14 protein-coding genes and 1 pseudogene are annotated in these 15887 nt (G+C 66.4%); 3 read left to right on the top strand and 12 right to left on the bottom strand.

The genetic code is table 11. The features are described 5' to 3' along the window. The first annotated feature begins 10 nt into the window (after nucleotides 1-10). On the top strand, nucleotides 11-427 hold the full coding sequence (locus LKE06_RS20545; RefSeq protein WP_228000925.1) for a cytochrome c oxidase subunit 4: 417 nt from the start codon (nucleotides 11-13) through the stop codon (nucleotides 425-427). A gap of 68 nt (nucleotides 428-495) precedes the next feature. On the opposite strand, the gene LKE06_RS20540 is transcribed toward LKE06_RS20545, so the two are convergent. The 12 genes and pseudogenes from LKE06_RS20540 to LKE06_RS20485 all read right to left on the bottom strand — a co-directional run bounded on the left by LKE06_RS20540 (nucleotide 496) and on the right by LKE06_RS20485 (nucleotide 13122). Continuing rightward, a complete protein-coding gene (locus tag LKE06_RS20540) occupies nucleotides 496-1773 on the bottom strand; it encodes an FAD-binding oxidoreductase (protein ID WP_228000924.1) in 1278 nt (425 codons plus the stop codon). A gap of 51 nt (nucleotides 1774-1824) precedes the next feature. Continuing rightward, nucleotides 1825-3399, bottom strand: a complete 1575-nt coding sequence (locus LKE06_RS20535; protein WP_228000923.1) for an alkaline phosphatase D family protein — start codon at nucleotides 3397-3399, stop codon at nucleotides 1825-1827. A gap of 315 nt (nucleotides 3400-3714) precedes the next feature. Further along, a complete protein-coding gene (locus LKE06_RS20530) occupies nucleotides 3715-4440 on the bottom strand; it encodes a lysophospholipid acyltransferase family protein (RefSeq protein WP_228000981.1) in 726 nt (241 codons plus the stop codon). A 108-nt stretch (nucleotides 4441-4548) separates the two neighbouring features. Beyond that, nucleotides 4549-5562 carry an ROK family glucokinase gene (locus LKE06_RS20525; RefSeq protein WP_228000922.1) on the bottom strand — a complete coding sequence of 338 codons (1014 nt, stop codon included), beginning with the start codon at nucleotides 5560-5562 and terminating at the stop codon, nucleotides 4549-4551. Continuing rightward, nucleotides 5559-6245: a hypothetical protein gene (locus LKE06_RS20520; RefSeq protein WP_228000921.1), complete on the bottom strand. Its 687-nt coding sequence runs from the start codon at nucleotides 6243-6245 to the stop codon at nucleotides 5559-5561. Before LKE06_RS20520 ends, LKE06_RS20525 begins: the two co-directional genes overlap by 4 nt. Continuing rightward, a complete protein-coding gene (locus LKE06_RS20515; protein ID WP_255649520.1) occupies nucleotides 6242-7468 on the bottom strand; it encodes an ArsA family ATPase in 1227 nt (408 codons plus the stop codon). The genes LKE06_RS20520 and LKE06_RS20515 overlap by 4 nt, the downstream gene beginning before the upstream one ends. 41 nt (nucleotides 7469-7509) lie before the next feature. Next, nucleotides 7510-7947: an SRPBCC family protein gene (locus LKE06_RS20510; protein ID WP_228000920.1), complete on the bottom strand. Its 438-nt coding sequence runs from the start codon at nucleotides 7945-7947 to the stop codon at nucleotides 7510-7512. A 60-nt stretch (nucleotides 7948-8007) separates the two neighbouring features. Beyond that, nucleotides 8008-8400: a polyketide cyclase / dehydrase and lipid transport gene (locus LKE06_RS20505; RefSeq protein WP_228000919.1), complete on the bottom strand. Its 393-nt coding sequence runs from the start codon at nucleotides 8398-8400 to the stop codon at nucleotides 8008-8010. 55 nt (nucleotides 8401-8455) lie between these two features. Next, nucleotides 8456-9583 carry a glycosyltransferase family 4 protein gene (locus LKE06_RS20500; protein ID WP_228000918.1) on the bottom strand — a complete coding sequence of 376 codons (1128 nt, stop codon included), beginning with the start codon at nucleotides 9581-9583 and terminating at the stop codon, nucleotides 8456-8458. A 677-nt stretch (nucleotides 9584-10260) separates the two neighbouring features. Further along, nucleotides 10261-11262, bottom strand: coding sequence for an eCIS core domain-containing protein (locus LKE06_RS20495; protein WP_228000917.1), 1002 nt, complete (start codon nucleotides 11260-11262; stop codon nucleotides 10261-10263). A gap of 6 nt (nucleotides 11263-11268) precedes the next feature. Beyond that, nucleotides 11269-12328 (bottom strand): annotated as a pseudogene (locus LKE06_RS20490) (NlpC/P60 family protein). 218 nt (nucleotides 12329-12546) lie between these two features. Further along, nucleotides 12547-13122: a C40 family peptidase gene (locus LKE06_RS20485; RefSeq protein WP_228000916.1), complete on the bottom strand. Its 576-nt coding sequence runs from the start codon at nucleotides 13120-13122 to the stop codon at nucleotides 12547-12549. A gap of 593 nt (nucleotides 13123-13715) precedes the next feature. Here LKE06_RS20485 and LKE06_RS20480 point away from each other — a divergent pair. Next, the gene (locus LKE06_RS20480; RefSeq protein ID WP_228000915.1) at nucleotides 13716-15542 is read left to right on the top strand and encodes a DEDD exonuclease domain-containing protein; all 1827 of its coding nucleotides are present in this window, start codon (nucleotides 13716-13718) and stop codon (nucleotides 15540-15542) included. Nucleotides 15543-15598: 56 nt separating this feature from the next. Beyond that, nucleotides 15599-15874 carry an Lrp/AsnC family transcriptional regulator gene (locus LKE06_RS20475; RefSeq protein WP_228000914.1) on the top strand — a complete coding sequence of 92 codons (276 nt, stop codon included), beginning with the start codon at nucleotides 15599-15601 and terminating at the stop codon, nucleotides 15872-15874. The last annotated feature ends 13 nt before the right edge of the window (nucleotides 15875-15887 follow it).

The raw sequence follows: 15887 nt of genomic DNA, 5'->3' as shown, positions 1-15887 counted from the left end.
CTGATCTGACATGAAGATCGAAGCGCGGATTTTCGAGCTGCTCACGGTGTTCTTCGTCATCGTGGCAATCGTGTACGGCTACTTCACCGGGCAGTCACGCACCGGCGTCGAGTGGGCGGGTACCACCGCCACCGTGCTCACCGCCGGCCTGTCACTGATTATCGGCACCTACTTCCGCTTCGTCGCACGTCGCCTCGACCTGCGTCCCGAAGACTACGAAGACGCCGAGATCGTGGACGGCGCAGGCGATCTCGGCTTCTTCTCGCCCGGCAGCCCGTGGCCCATCACGCTGGCCGCGGCCGGTGCGGTCACCGCACTCGGCCTGGCGTTCTTCCAGTTCTGGTTGATCGGCGTCGGCGTGGCGTGTGTCCTCGCCGCCTCCGCGGGCCTGGTGTTCGAGTACTACCTCGGCCCCGAAAAGCACTGAGCCACAAGCACTGACACCAAAGCGCCCCACTGGATATCCAGTGGGGCGCTTTGGTGTCAGTGGAAGCCCTACTCCGCGGAGTCGTAGCGAAGGGCCTGCTCGGATTGGCAGATCTCGTCGATGCCGGAGACGATGTCACGCAGCAGTTCCGAGGGCAGCGCCGTCGGGCGCAGTCGGCAGGTGAAGGTGATCAGGCCGTGGTCCTCGGCGGGCAGGCCGTGTGCGGCGGCCTCAGCGCGCAGCTGCTTCGAGCGCACGCCGTAGGTCATCGCGGAGATGACGGTGAAGCAGCCGGTGCGCTCACGGTGTCCGGCGAACAGGTCATGGAGTCGATAGAACACCGACGTATAGCGCGACAGCGGCGCGAAAACGGCAACTCGGTAGGCGGGGCCACGTTCCGACGAGCTGATCACGGTGTCGGCGAGGTACTCCGCGTCGCGCAACGTCAGCACTTTTGGTGCGAACATCAGCGCGCCCGCCGCGGCGTTGCGTACCGGAGTGCCCGCGCGACCGCCTGCCGCGGAGGCGATGACGCCCAATGACTTTCTGGTCCTGGTACCGACCTCGCGGCGCGCACGCAGCGACCTGGTCGGGGTGGTGGGGTAGAGGCTCGACCACTGACCGAAGCGCACCGTGCCCAGCTGGACGTGGCCGGTGCCGACGGGTCGTGACACCTTCAGTGGCGCGGTATCGACCCAGCGGCCGACCTGCAGCACCGCATTGCCGGGCCGGACGGTCTCGGCGTAGGCGTGCTCGACGAAGGAGTCGAAATCCAGGAAACGGTCGGCTTCGGTGGTCAGCCAGGTGTGGTCCTTATCGATATCGACCGTGTCCAGCGTCAGCGCGGTGATGATGCCCGCGCGTCCGCCGGCACCGAGGATGCGATGGAACCGCTCGCTGTGGTGGGCACGCCCGCAGGTGCCGATGCGTCCGTCCGGGTCCACGTACTCCAGATCCACGATCCGGTCGATGAACATGCCGTACTTGTGCGATGCGGTGCTGACGCCGCCGACCGACGCGAATCCGCCCGCGGTGATATCGCGGTGGTCGCCGACGATCGGCAGGCCGAGGCCGTGCGCGCCGAGCCTGCGGTCGATATCGGAGAGCTTGGCGCCCGCCTGCACCCGTACGGTGCGCTTGCCGAGATTGATATCGAGAACCGAGTTCATCCGCCGCAGCGAAACCACCGTGCGCTGATCGGGTAGCGACAGACCATCATCGATCGGCTCGCCACCACGAATCGTGAGGCTCTCGACGCGGGTGCGCGAATCCCGCACAGTGCGAACGACATCCGCGGTGTCTCGGGGTAGATACTCTTCGGCGGCGACAGACTGCGGCGTGCTCATGGCACGAAGCTAACCACAGCGCGCTCTCCGATGCTCGACCGATCTCGGAGCTCAACGGATCGGCGGCGAAAGCCGCTGGCTGAACAGCACTGATCCGGTGGCATCGCACAAATTGACCGTCAGGTCTCTTGACTTGCCATCGATCAGGACCTCACCGAAATGTTGGAACGCGCCGTCGAGCGGTGCGGCATTCTGTGTCGGCGGAGCATGCACGAACACCGCTTGCGGACCGAATGTCGCGTCCAGATCGTTGGGGCCGAACGCGCCCGCGTTGAGCGGTCCGGAGACGAACTCCCAGAAATCGTCGAAGTCGGTGAAGGCCGCGCGTTCCGGGGCATAGTGATGCGCCGCGGTGTAATGCACGTCCGCGGTCAGCCATACGACACCGCCGACCTTGTTGGCCTTGATCGACGAAAGTACCTGGGCGATCTCGGTTTCGCGGCCCGACGGCGCTCCGGGGTCGGCATTGGCCACGCCCTCGAAGGCGGCGGTGTTCACTTGCTCGCCATCCTTGATGACGAGGCCGAGCGGGAGGTCGTTGGCGACGATCTTCCAGGTGGCCCTGGAGTCGCGTAGGCCCTCGATGAGCCACTTGGTCTGTGCCGGACCGAAAACGCGTCCGCTTGGGCCGTTATCGGCGTCGTTGGTGTCCTTGTAGGTCCGCATGTCCAACACGAAGACGTCGAGCAGCGGGCCGTAGGAGATCTTGCGGTAGATGCGCCCGTCCACCGCTTCCGACGGCTCCAACGGCATCCATTCGTGGAACGCTTGCCAGGAGCGCGAGGACAGGGTGTCCATGCTGCGCTCGGAGTAGCCCTTGGTCTCGGCGACCAGACCGCCGGGGTACCAGTTGTTGACGGTCTCGTGATCGTCCCACTGCACGATCTGGGCGACCGAACTGTTGAAGCGGCGGTAGTTGTCGTCGGTGAGGTTGTATGCGAAGTTGCCGCGGAACTGGTCGAGGGTCTGGGCGACAGCGCTTTTCGGTTCGGACACGACATTGCGCCAGATCCGGCCGTCGGGCAGCGTCACCGATTCCTTAAGCGGGCCGTCGGCGTAGATGCTGTCGCCCGAGTGGATGAACAGGTGCGGGTCCCGCGCGGCCATGGCGGAGAAGATCTTCATGCCGCCGAGTTCTGGATTGATGCCGTAGCCCTGGCCGACGACGTCACCCGACCACAGCAGCTTGATATCGGCGGCGGCGGCCGGTGTGGTCCGGAAGACGCCCGTCAGCGGCTCCGAAGTCGCGCCGTCCTCGCCGGCCAGCGTCACCCGATAATGCACCAGCTGCCCTGGTGGCAACCCCGCTACCCTGATGCGTCCGGTGCCGTCGCTCGCGGGGGTGAGCTCGGGTCCGGTGAAACGTTTGGCGTCGGCGAAGGACTCGGTTGCCGCGGTCTCCACGATGAGCGTCGCGGGTTGGTCCGAGCGTGCCCAGATCAGCGCGCCGTCGCCGCGTGGGTCACCGACCGCGACGCCGTGGGTGAGGTTTGGGCGTTGGCGGACCAACGCGGGCCCGTCATTCGTCGAGCAGGCGGCAAGCGCGGGAGCCGTCACCAGTCCAGCAGCGGAGGCGCGCAGCAGGGTGCGCCGGGAGACACCGAGGTCCGAACCACCAAAATTCATGAGGCAACCCTTGCGCAACGAGCTCAACGGGGGGTGAACGATTGTGGTCGGGTTGATCAAATCGAACGCACGCCACGGCGGGCCACGGGAGTTTGCGTGGAGAATCGACACCGCCGAAGTGGTTGCGGCGTAACCTCTTACGAGGCGTCACGGCAGTTGACGAAGGCCATCGGTGCCAGGTGCGACGCTCCGGTCGAGGAAGTCGGGGCGTCGCGCCACAACTCTGACCAGACCGAGATCGTCACGGGCGCTGAAACGGGTACCGCCTCCGGCGCCAGGTGGCGGCGGAGGCGGTATCGCAGCTGGACGCACCGATCAGCTGGCGGCGGTCTCCGGGATGCGAGTGGCGTCGGGGCGGTTGCCGCTGGGGACACCTTTCTTGAGGCTGGCCGCGTAGACGTCGACGTATTCCTGGCCGCCGAGTTGCATGAGTTCGTACATGACCTCGTCGGTGACCGAGCGTTCGACGAAACGGTTACCGCCCATGCCTTCGTAGCGGGAGAAGTCGATGGGGGTGCCGAACTTGACCGTGACCTTGTGGCGGCGCCAGCGGAACGGGCCGGGTGGGCTGACATCGTCGGTGCCGATCACGGCGACCGGGATCACCGGAACACCGGTCTCGAGCGCGAGGCGGGCCAGGCCGGTCTTGCCCTTGTAGAGACGGCCGTCGGGGGAGCGAGTGCCCTCCGGGTAGAGCCCGACCAGTCGTCCCTGGTCGAGCAGCTTGCGGGCCGCGTTGAGAGCGTCCTCGGCCGCGTCGGCGCCGGTGCGATCGATCGGGAACTGGCCGGAGGTGGTGAAGAACCACTTCTGGAACGCACCCTTGATGCCCGGGGTGTTGAAGTACTCGGCCTTGGCCAGATAGTTGATGCGACGCGGACTCAGTAGCGGCGCGAAAAGCCAATCGGCGAAGGATAGATGATTGCCCGCCATAATCGCCGGACCGTCCGCCGGAATATTCTCCACACCCTCGACGATGGGCCTGTTGTAGAGATGCATGAACGGTCCCAGCAGCACGTACTTCAGCAGCCAGTAGAACATGACGTCCTTTCCCCGGACCGGGTTCGTTACGGGCACCTGTGTTTGCTGCCGACTTTACCGGTGGAGACAGATCACATCCAAGCCAGCGGGCGTATCTCACCACACTTGTCAGTGGCTGGTGCGTGCGACTCGCGAACGCCCGCGGCCGGTATCGGCGAGAGTTGCCCTGGCGAGTTCCGCGGCGCCGATCATCCCGGCGGCCTCACCGAGTTGGGTGGTGCGGATCCGGGCCAACGGGCGATGGCCCGCGCCGGTGATCGCCCGGGCGTATTCTTCGCGCGCCTCGTCGAGGAACAGTGGCGCCGAACTGCTGACGCCGCCAGCGATGACGACCAGATCGGGGTCGAAGATATCGCTGACGAAGGCCAGTCCGAGACCGAGCCAGCGCGCGAAATCGTTCATCACCCGCACCGCGAGCGGATCGCCGTCCTGTGCCGCGCCTGCGACCCGACGCCCGGTCAGCGAGCCAGGATCGCGGAACACGTCCCTGGCGAGCACCGTCGAATGGGTCGGGTCGGTGGCCAGCATCTCGATCGCGGTATCGGCGAGCGCCGTTCCGCTGCAATACCTTTCCCAGCATCCGCGCTTTCCGCACGGGCAGGCCCGTCCGTCCGGAACCACCTGCAGGTGGCCGAGTTCCGGTGCCACGCCGTGGGTGCCGCGATATAGCTTGCCGTCGATCAGCAGCGCCGCGCCGATGCCGGTACCGATCGCGACGAGCACCACGTTGTGCCCGCCCGCCGCCGCGCCGAACCGATACTCCGCCCATGCCGCGGCATTGGCGTCGTGCTCGAGAATCACCGGCAGTTCGAGGCGCTCGCCGAGCCGCCGCGCGACGGGTGTGTCCTTCCACGGCAGATGCGGAGCGAAGCGGACAGTCGTGCGATCGGCGGTGATGAATGCGGCCACAGCCAGCCCCACAGCGCCGATCGGATGCCTATGGCGCAGCTCACGGACCGTCCGGTCGAGCGCGTCCTCCAGCGCGCGAGCCGAATGCGGGGTCGGCGCCTGAACTGTATCGAGCACCTCACCGTCACCGTCGACGACCGAGGCGCGAATATTCGTGCCACCGACATCGATACCAACGGTCAGCGGTTGTGCCGCCGCCATTTGTCGCGTCATGTCTCGAGCGTCACGGGGATGCTGACGTACCTGGAACGGGTACGTCCGGACGAGGTCGCGCGCCGCGTGGTGCGGTCGCCGCGTGGTGTCGAAGGATCTGGTGGGGTGTGCGTGTGTGACACCGGATCATCGTGCGACGTTGCTGTCGCCGCGTCGTCGTCGGATGGCGGCACCGGCTCGACCGGTACACCGGACAGTGCTTCCCGCAATACCGTGACGATCGCGGCACCGTGCTCGGCCACCGCCGCGATCACATCATGCTGCTCACCGCGCGTCAGCGCGGCGGCCGCGCACACCGGGCACCAACTACAGCTCGACCGTGGGGTCTCACCCTCGACCGCGGCTCGGCGCAGCACCGGCTCGACCCGCTCCAGAACAGCCTCGGCCAGTAGCTTCAGCTCCGCCGCGAACTCACCCAGCCCGTCGCCGGGATCGAATCCGCCGCAGCCCTGGCCGGAGCGGGGGCCAGGGCCGGAGCCATGTCGGGTGGCGTCGTGCTCATGCTCTGGTGGAGTGTCGTCCGCACCGACGTCGCCGACCGGATCGCCGGAAGCCGCAGTGTCACCGATGTTCTCATCCGGCCATGGATCTCGAGCGGCATGGCCCGAATTGCTGTCGGCCCCAGCATTGCCCGGGCTTCGCCGACCGCGCCGCCGAGACGGGGCGGCGCTAGAGCCGATCATGTCGGCCACGCCTGCGGGTCAGGGCGAAATCCGACAACTAGATATCCGCCGTCGAGCCGGGCTCCATCGACCGTGCACCGCCGCAACACCGGCGCCAGGCGCACGCGGCGCCGGATCCCGTCCGCTCCCACGATCAAATCGTCCTCCACTCGTCCCAACCGCAGCGTCGCCGGATCGACGACGGACAGGTGCATCCGCAACGTGTACACCGAATGCAGTCCGGTGCCCGACTCCAATCGAACCACCGGATCGCCCGAACGTGCGTGAACCTCCGCCGGTTTGTCGCGCAGTACCGGATCCGTGTCGACCGCGTACGACAGCGCGGTCAGTGCCGGCACCCCGACCGGCTCGGCCCCGGTGTGCTGGGCGATCAGTACCGGAATAGCGTCCATATCGTGTTGCAGTTCGGCGATCACCGCCAACTGCTCGCCGCGCCGATTCAGATACCAATGCGCCGCAGGATGATTCGACTCGGCGGGATCGGTGGCGGGCAGCACCTTGTTGACCACGACCGCGTCAACGCGCAGACCGAGCAGTGCCGTAGCCGAACGCACCCGCTCGGATTCCGCGACCGCGACACGTTCGGCGACCGTGATCAGCCGGGCCCCGGTGCGTCGATGATCAGCGAGCAGATCGCGGACCTCGGTTACCGCGCCGACGATCCGTTCGACGGTCTCGGCCAGTACGGCACGCCGCAAATCGGTGCCGATGGTGCTCATCGCCCGTGCGTGCGGCGGCCAGATCCGTTCCAGATAGCCGAGCAGGGTGTCCGGCGCGGTGACGATGCGCAGCATGTCGGCCGACGGAGGACAATCGACGACGATCACATCCCAGTGATCCTCGTTGGCGAATTGGGTGACCTCCACCAACATCAACAGTTCCTGCACGCCGGGAAGCCCGGTCAGCTCGGCCGGATCGAGGGCCGCGAAATCGACGCCGTGGTCGTGGTGGGTGTTGTCGGCCTCCAGCATTCGCACCACGTCGCGAAACCGATCTTCCAGCAGCGCGAGGGAATCCACCTCGATGACCTCGAGGCCGGGCCGCACGGTCGCAATACCGGCCACCGTGCCCGGATCGTGCGGAAACCGGAAGCCGAGCGCGTCACCGAGGGAATGCGCCTGATCCAGGGAAGCCACCAGCACGCTGGCACCCGCTCGCGCATACGACATCGCTGTCGCGCACGCCAGCGTCGTCTTGCCGACCCCGCCTTTGCCGATGAACAGTTCGACCCGGGTCTCGTGGCCGGCCCCGGCGCGGTTCGCGATCAGCCTTCAACCCGTTTCTTCAGTTCCTTCAACGCGGTATCAGTGATCACCTTCTCCGCCTTGCGCTTGAACATGCCGATCATCGGGATGTTCAGGTCGACGGTCAGCTCATAGGTCACCTGGGTGGTGCCGTCGGGCTGATCGATGAGTTCGTAAGTGCCATCCTGCGCCTTTTGCAGGTCGCCGCTGACGAGGGTCCAGCTGACCGCCCTGTTATCGGGCCGCCAGGTGTAGGACAGCACGTAGGTGTCCTTGACGACACCGGCGTCCAGCACGAAGCGCGCGGTACGAACTCTGCCGTCGGCCCCCCTGTCCAGCACCTCGACGGACTTCGCCGCCGACACCCACTCCGGGTACGACTCCAGATCGGCGATGACGGACATCACCCGCTGTAGGGGTGCCTCGATGATGATCGACCTCTGGGTCCTGTCGGCCATGGCGGACAACGGTTCCTTTGCTTGTTTTGATCGAGCTCTGTGGTAGTCGGTCGGGCAGTGTCAGGACGTGCTGTGCTCGGGCGCGACCCCGGCCGGGCGTCCGTCCTCCAGTCGCGCCTTCACCTCGAACGACATGTTCTTGCCCGCCACCCGGCGTGCCCGATTGGCCGCGAGGACTTGGCGCGGCGCGATCCGGCCCTGTGCCGGTGGCTCGGCGTGCAGGAAATAGTGCAGGATCACCCCGTCCAGCGAGGGCTCCAGCCACACTTCCATGGTTCCGGTCAGTGCACCGGACACCGACCAGCGGATTCCCTTGTCGCCCCGGTCTTCTCGCACGTCCAGGGCGAGGTCGGGCCACCAGCGGCGCCAATTGTTCGGTCCCGACAGCACGTCGGCAACCGCAGCCCCCGGGGCGGCGACGAAGGTCTGATCTGCGACCTGGATACTGCTCACCCGGCTGAGCGTAGTGGACAGAGCGTCGTGGATCACAGCCGCGTCGGGCGCCGAGTCACGCCAGCAAATGCCGCAGCCGCGCGCCGAGGCTGTCCCACCGCCACTGCTGCTCCGCCCAGGCCCGGCCCTGGGCGCCCATCTCCGCCGCGGCGTCGCGGTCGGAAAGGATACCGACGATGGCCTCGACGATCTCCTCGGTCTTGCGCCCGTCCACCACCCGGCCGGTCTTACCTTCCAATACGGTCTCCGGCGCGCCGCCCGAGCGGCCGGCCACCACCGGAACGCCCGACGCGGAAGCCTCCAGGTACACGATGCCGAGACCCTCCACATCCAGCCCGGCGCCACGGGTCCGGCACGGCATGGCGAACACGTCCGCGATGGTGTGGTGGGCGGCGAGTTCATCGGACGGGACACGACCGGTGAACACCACATCGGAATCGACGCCGATAACTGCGGCGAGCCCGTGCAGTTTCTCCTCGTATGGGCCGCCGCCCGCGATCACCAATACCGCGCCAGGAACGCGGTCACGAATCTCGCGCATAGCCACGATCAACGCGTCCTGCCCCTTGCGCGGGACCAGCCGCGACAGGCACAGAATGGTCGGACGGTCGCCGAGCCCGTAGCGGGCACGCAGGTCGGTGCGCGCCGCGGGATCGGGCCGGAACAGCGTGGTGTCGACGCCGGGCGGTAGATACTCCAATGCCGCGTTCGCGCCGAACGCGGACGCGAAACGTCCACGCGTATACCGGCTCACATAGGTGACGACATCGGTTTGCTCGCCGATCGCGCGCAATGCCTGGCGGGCGCCGGGGAGCATCGACCAACCGACCTCGTGACCGTGGGTGCTGGCCAGAATGCGCTGCGCCCCCGCCCGCCTCAGCATCGGTGACAGCAACGCGAGCGGCGCCGCGGCCCCGAACCAGACCGTGTCGCAATTCTCGCTTCGCAACAACCGCGCCGCCCGTCGCGCGACCAGCGGTGTGGGCAGCATCAACGTCGTCGGATGCCGAACCACCTGAAACTTCTGCTTGGCGTCGAATTTCAGATGACTGTCCCCACGCCACCGCGGAGCATAAACGACCAGATCATCCGGCGGCAGCTCACCGGTCAACGCTTGCAGATACGACTGGATACCACCCGGCCGAGGCGGGAAATCATTGGTAACCAGCAGAGTTCGTGCCATGTGAATAACTTACTGTGTTTGATTGGCAGCGCCTGCGGCGCTGCGTGTTCGCGGGCTGTGTTTTTGGCCGCTGGTGCGGCGTGTTCGCGGCCCCCTATGGCTCGCGTCCGAGGGGCAAATACTTGCTCCTTCGTCGCTTCGTATTTGCCCCTCGGACGCGAGCCGGCCGCGAACTTTAGTGCTCGATCTCGCTTCGCTCGAAACCTGGTGTCGTGGCGAGTGGGTGCGTATGGGGGCGTCGTGCGGCACCGACTGTTTCTGTACCCGTTCGGGGTTCTGTGCTTTGGCAGTTGGGGGCTCGATTTCGGGCTTCGCTCGGGATCTGGTGTCGGGGGGAGTGGGTATGTTCGGGGCGTCGTGCGGCGCCGACTGTTTCTGTACCCGTTCGGGGTTCTGTGCTTTGGCAGTTGGGGTGGTGGTCCAGTTAGTGCTGTGTTTTGGCCGCTGCTGCGAACTTTCGGGCTCGGTCTCGTTTGGGCTCGGAAGCTGTTGTCGTAGCGAGTGGGTGCGTGCGGGGGGTGGTGCGGCCCAGGGGTTTGGCGATCCAGTTCGAGTGCTGTGGTTTTGGGGGCCGGCCTGCGAACTCGCGTGGTCGGGTTTTGCTTGGTTCGGAAATTGTGGTCGTCGCGACTTGCCTGATTCGGGTGCGGAAGGGGTGGGGAGTCTGGGGCGCTGGGTTATATGGCGCGGGTGGAAAGCCATGTGCGCCAGTCGGCTATGAAGTCTGTTCGGGAGATGCCGAGGACTTCGCGCAGGATCTGGTCTTCGGTTGCGGGGTCTTGTTTGCCTGCGGCGATGCGGCGGTAGAGGTCTACGAGGTGGGTGTCGTCGTATTTTTCGGCGACGAAGGCGCAGACGGACCAGGCTTGCTCGTAGGCGAGCACGGCCGATTTGCCGCTGAAGGTGGTGGCAACGGGAAGGTCGTCGGGTAGTTGGCCTGCGCGAACCTGTGTGGTGACGGTGGGGGCGGCCTCGCCGAAGGTATGGCCCTGGCCACGGTGTGCGGCGTATTCGGCGAAACCCTCCAGCATCCAGGGCGGCGCGCCGTCGACGGTCCGGGCGCGGGTGGCGACGTGGGTGAGTTCGTGACGTAACAGGGTGCGTAAGCCGTCCGGCGACAGACGGCGCCCGGCGTCCGCGCTGAACACGACGCGCTGGCCGGTCGGCTCGGTGCCGGGCGCGAACGGGTCGGCGATCGAGGCGGCGGCAACATCCGAGGGCATCTCGGTGGAATGCAATAGCGCGGCGAATTCGGCGGGCGCGGACGCCACGACGACCGTTGCCGCCCGGGGCCAATCCGGGCCCCACAGGTCGGTGACCGCAGCGGTGGCGGCGGCCAGTTCGCGAGCGAGCACATCGATCTCGATCTGCTGATCCGGATGCCCGACGACCAGCGATTCCTGCCCGTTCCCGGTTGGGATCACCCGGGTGACCAGGCCGCCGAAGGGTTCGACGGTGCGGCGCACTTCCACCAGGCGTGGATTGTCATCTGCGGCGGGCTTGCCGAGGTTTTCGGCCGAGGTCTGTTGGGCGGCATGCAATTTCGGCATTACCGGATTGGGCACCATGAGCAATGCGACGCAGGTACCGCTCAGCAGCATCACCATCGAAACGGTGAGGACGAACTGGAATCGCCGCCGCGCGGACAACCAAGCGCGAATACGCCCGAGGCTGTGCATGCCCGATCAGTATCGCCGAGCGGAATGGAACGGGGTCGAGCTCATCGGCGATACGGCGACCGGGACGCCAAAGGTAGAGGCGTGCAACATGAGTCCATTGCCGGCGTATATGCCGACGTGGGAGATGTCGGGATAGAAGAACACGACATCGCCGGGCTGGAGGTCCTTCTGATCGACCGGAGTGCCGAATGATGCCTGCTGCGAACTGGTTCGCGGCACATCCATGCCGACCTGCTTGAACGCCCACTGCACCAGACCGGAGCAGTCGAACTGGTTCGGACCGGTCGCACCCCACACATACGGGTCGCCGATACGGGTAAGTCCGGCCGCCAGTGCGCTGGTGCCGCTACCGGGTACCAGGCCCTGCAGCAGGGTGTCGCGGTCGAAGCCGGGTGGGAAGGGGGAACCGACGAGTGCCGACTTCTCGGTGGCCGAGAGCGTGCCCCATGCCGAAACCACCTGGGCGATCGAGCCGGAAAGATCCGCACGCTTGCGTTCCAGTTCGGTGCGGACCTGATCGGCCCGCGTCGACGCGGCACGTGCTTTGTCGTCGGCGGCCTTCGCGACCGCTTCCGCGTCGGCCGCGGCGGTGGTCGCCGACTTGTAGAGGTTGAGCTGATCGGATGTCTTGGCCGAGAGCACATCCAGCGTGGACATCTGATCGAGCAGCTGCTGTGGCGAATTACTTGCCAGCACGGCGAACAGCCGGTTGGTGCGCGCACCCTGGTAGGCGGCGATCGCTGCGCGGTCCACCATCGGCTGGAATTTGCGCACTTCCTCGCGCGGTGTCGGCGACGGCGGTGCTGGCGGCGAGTTTCGAATCGGTTTCGCGTTGGATGGCGAGCTTGGCGTCGAGATCGGCCTGCACGCCCAGCGCTTGCTGGTTGAGCTGCTCTGACTCTCGCGACAGGTCGATCATCTTCTGCACGGCCTCACCGGCTGTGGTCGGCAGCGCGGCCGGATCGGCTCCGGCCGAGTTGCCGCCGTAGAGCGTCGCGGCGAGGACTCCGGTCGCCAGTGCCCCGCCCACCAGACGCTTTGCGCTTTGTCTCCGGTGATGTGCCACAGCCTGCTGTGCCCCGTTCTCTCGTCAAACGATCGGACGCAGTTCCATTTGGTGAGCCGCATTTACCTCGTGAGCTGCGAGAACGAAGGATCGCTTACCCGCAGCGCTGGAAGGTCTCGATTAGGTTACGGAATGGCGTAGGTCCGTGTCCAGTAGGGCACGAAACGATCACGCGCATCGGCCCGCGCCCCGCCCTGTCGAGGGCGGGGCGGAGCTGGTCAGAAGCGACGCGCTCCGGTGGCCGGCATCGACGAGATCGGCGCGATCTTCACCGGGACGCCCGATGTCGACGCGTGGATCACGTTGCCGTCGCCCGCGTACAGACCGGAGTGGCCGCCGCCGTAGAACGACACCAGGTCGCCGGGCCGCAGGTCGTCGAGCGAGACGGGGGAGCCGGCGCCGAGCTGGGCCTCGCTGGTGCGTGGCACCTCCAGGCCCGCCTGCTGGTAGGACCACTTGACCAGCCCGGAGCAGTCGAAGGTGTTGGGGCCCGCGGCGCCGTACACGTAGGGCGAGCCGAGCTTGGTCATGGCGGCGTCGAGCGCGACATCGCCGAGCGTCTTCTGTGGAGCTACGAAAGGCAGCTGCGCGGGCGGGTTGCCGAGCTGGATGCCGGGGATGTCCGCCGGGATGGGAATCTCATTGGGAACCTCGAAGGTTCCGATGCCCGGGACGGTCACCGGCTGAGCCGATGCCGTTGCGGCCGGGAGAATGAACGCGCCGATGGTGGCAGCGCCGACGGCTCCAGCGGCAACGGCACGCTGCGCCTGTCGCTTTACGGTGTTGATCGCCATGATGCGGTACTCCGAATCTGCCCCACGACGCCGTACCCGGTGGTGCGGCGGACTTCGTTTCACCGGCCTTGCGACGCGGCGGAACTCCGTGAGGTCTCGAAAAGGTTACGAAAACATCACGGTGGTTTGTAAAGCCTCGGATATCAGAAATGCCAATGCTCAACAAAAATGCGACATGAGATATGCGAGTTATGTCACAACAATCACGAAACAATAACGACGGGTCGTATTCGGTAGATGTTCGAGCCGTTACGTGGCGCGTCGATGGCGGTGTCCGGGCGACCGTGACGGTCGGATGCTTTACCTTCTAGCCAGGTGGCAGCGGCATGTTGAGTAGTGATAGCGGCTTGATGCCGAGTGGGTCGTCGTTGTGATCGCGACACGCGGTGACGTGCTGCCGACACCGCTTCGGCGCGACCGGGCCCACACGGTCGATTGATTCAGTCCCGATAGAAATGTGATCTGGGTCGCTTTTGCGAATTGAAGATCATTTCGCGGGTAATAGTACGAAATCTCTGCGGATGAATGCGGACATTTCGCGTGTGAAGTCGCGCGGATCGTTCTTGTCGGTCCCTGGCCATACGCTGCACGCCGTGTCCGACCCCGTGCCGCGCCAGGCCGCCGCCAAGCAGCTGGCCTTCGATGAACTCGACACCCCACTGTTCGACACCACCTTCGTGGTGGTCGACCTGGAAACCACCGGCACCAGTCCGGACGGCGACGCGATCACCGAGATCGGTGCGGTCAAGGTGCGCGGCGGGGAAGTGCTCGGCGAGTTCGCCACCTTGGTCAACCCTGGGCACGAGATCCCGCCCGGGATCGTGCAGATCACCGGGATCACCACGGCGATGGTTTATGCGGCGCCACGGATCGAGGCGGTGCTGCCCGGGTTTCTGGAATTCGCCGCGGGCGCGGTGCTGGTCGCGCACAACGCGCGCTTCGATATGGCGTTCCTCCGGGCCGCCGCCGCGCGCAGTGAAACGCCCTGGCCCGTCGCGCCGGTGGTGTGCACAGTGAAGCTGGCCCGCCGGGTGCTGACCCGCGACGAGGCGCCCTCGGTGCGACTCGGACTGCTCGCACCGCTGCTCGGCGCGACTACCCAGCCGACCCACCGCGCCCTCGACGACGCGCGCGCGACCGTCGACGTGCTGCACGCGCTGATCGCCCGTGTCGGCAATCAGGGCGTGCACAGCCTGACCGAACTGCTCGACTATCTGCCGGGGGTGACCGCGCGACAACGCGCCAAACGCGTCTTCGCCGGCGACCTGCCCACCGCGCCCGGCGTCTACCTGTTCCGTGGCCCATCCGACGAGGTGCTCTATATCGGCACCGCGGTGAACCTACGTCGCCGGGTTCGCAACTACTTCACCGGTTCGGAGACGAGAGGCCGGATGAAGGAAATGGTGGCGCTGGCCGGCCGTGTCGATCACGTGGTGTGCGCGCACGCGCTCGAAGCCGGGGTGCGGGAGTTGCGTCTGCTCGTCGCGCACGCTCCTCCTTATAACCGTCGCTCGAAATTCCCCACGCGAGTCTGGTGGATCACCCTGACCGACGAGCCGTTCCCGCGCTTCGCGATCGTTCGTTCGCCGAACCGAGATTCATTAGGCCCCTTCCATTCTCGAATGGCAGCCACCGAGGTTGCGGTCACCGTCGCCGAATACACGGGTCTGCGCACCTGCACCACACGGCTGCCGCGTGCGGGCAGGCACGAATGCCCGCCCGCGGTGGTCGGCGGCTGCCCGGCCGCGACCGTCGGCGGAAGCCCTTCTAATAGAGAGGAATACGCGCCGACCCCGGCAATTGTTCGCGCATTGGTGGAGGGGCATTCCGACAACCCGCTGCGCGCCATGCTCGAATGTATCGAAACACACTCGTGTGCAGAACATTTCGAGGCGGCGGCGCGGCTGCGGGACCGGGTCGTTTCGGTGATGCGCGCGCTGTACCGCACCCAGCGCCTGGCCGCGGTCGCCCGTATCGCCGAGCTGATCGCCGCGCATCCGGACGGCGCGGGCGGATGGGAATTCGCGGTGATCCGCTACGGCCGTCTCGCGGGCGCGGGCAATGCCGCGCGTGGGGTACCGCCTATGCCTGTCGTCGAACGCATTGTCGCCGCGGCGGAAACCGTGATCCCGGCGGGCGGTGACGCGGCGGCCGGTGCGCGCAGGTCCGCCGATCCCGAGACGCCCGATGCTGTCGATATTGCGATGGATATGCCGCCGCTACGCGGTGCGTCACCGGAAGAAGTCGCGCTGATCGTGCGATGGCTCGCGCGTCCAGGGGTGCGGATCGTGCGCACCACCGAGGGGTACTGGGAGCCAGTCAACGGGGCCGGGAGATGGATGGGGTGGGTGGAGGTGGCCGATACTGCGGCACGGTCGAAACCGCCGGAAGAGGAATACGTCGAACGCTCGGGCAACTGACTCGCCCGCGCTCGTTGTGGGTAATCGATTCGCTCGCGCTGGTTAGGCTGACAGCCATGATTACCGCGATCGTCATGATCAATGCCGAGAACGCCCGCATCCCGGAGACCGCGCAGGCGCTGGCCGACACCGACGGCGTCGCCGAGGTCTATTCGTGCGCGGGCGAAGTCGACCTGATCGCGATTGTGCGGGTGCGCGATCATGAGCAGATCGCCGAGGTGGTGACCGACCGGATCGACAAGACGCCCGGCGTCGCCCGCACTATCACCCACATCGCGTTCAAGTCGTATTCCAGCGCGGACGTGGAGGCAGGCTTCTCACTGGGGGAATGACTCAGTGCGGCAG

Origin of the sequence: Nocardia australiensis, from assembly GCF_020733705.1 — a bacterium.
In the GTDB taxonomy this organism is placed as follows: Bacteria; Actinomycetota; Actinomycetes; order Mycobacteriales; family Mycobacteriaceae; genus Nocardia; species Nocardia australiensis.
Note: the sequence above shows the minus strand (reverse complement) of the source record. Positions and strands in the feature narration are given on the sequence as shown.

Excerpts from the sequence above, each read along its gene's own strand:
- LKE06_RS20545 (WP_228000925.1), top strand. The coding sequence starts at position 11 with ATGAAGATCGAAGCGCGGATTTTCGAGCTGCTCACGGTGTTCTTCGTC.
- LKE06_RS20540 (WP_228000924.1), bottom strand. The coding sequence starts at position 1,773 with ATGAGCACGCCGCAGTCTGTCGCCGCCGAAGAGTATCTACCCCGAGAC.
- LKE06_RS20535 (WP_228000923.1), bottom strand. The coding sequence starts at position 3,399 with ATGAATTTTGGTGGTTCGGACCTCGGTGTCTCCCGGCGCACCCTGCTG.
- LKE06_RS20530 (WP_228000981.1), bottom strand. The coding sequence starts at position 4,440 with ATGTTCTACTGGCTGCTGAAGTACGTGCTGCTGGGACCGTTCATGCAT.
- LKE06_RS20525 (WP_228000922.1), bottom strand. The coding sequence starts at position 5,562 with ATGACGCGACAAATGGCGGCGGCACAACCGCTGACCGTTGGTATCGAT.
- LKE06_RS20520 (WP_228000921.1), bottom strand. The coding sequence starts at position 6,245 with ATGATCGGCTCTAGCGCCGCCCCGTCTCGGCGGCGCGGTCGGCGAAGC.
- LKE06_RS20510 (WP_228000920.1), bottom strand. The coding sequence starts at position 7,947 with ATGGCCGACAGGACCCAGAGGTCGATCATCATCGAGGCACCCCTACAG.
- LKE06_RS20500 (WP_228000918.1), bottom strand. The coding sequence starts at position 9,583 with ATGGCACGAACTCTGCTGGTTACCAATGATTTCCCGCCTCGGCCGGGT.
- LKE06_RS20495 (WP_228000917.1), bottom strand. The coding sequence starts at position 11,262 with ATGCACAGCCTCGGGCGTATTCGCGCTTGGTTGTCCGCGCGGCGGCGA.
- LKE06_RS20485 (WP_228000916.1), bottom strand. The coding sequence starts at position 13,122 with ATGGCGATCAACACCGTAAAGCGACAGGCGCAGCGTGCCGTTGCCGCT.
- LKE06_RS20475 (WP_228000914.1), top strand. The coding sequence starts at position 15,599 with ATGATTACCGCGATCGTCATGATCAATGCCGAGAACGCCCGCATCCCG.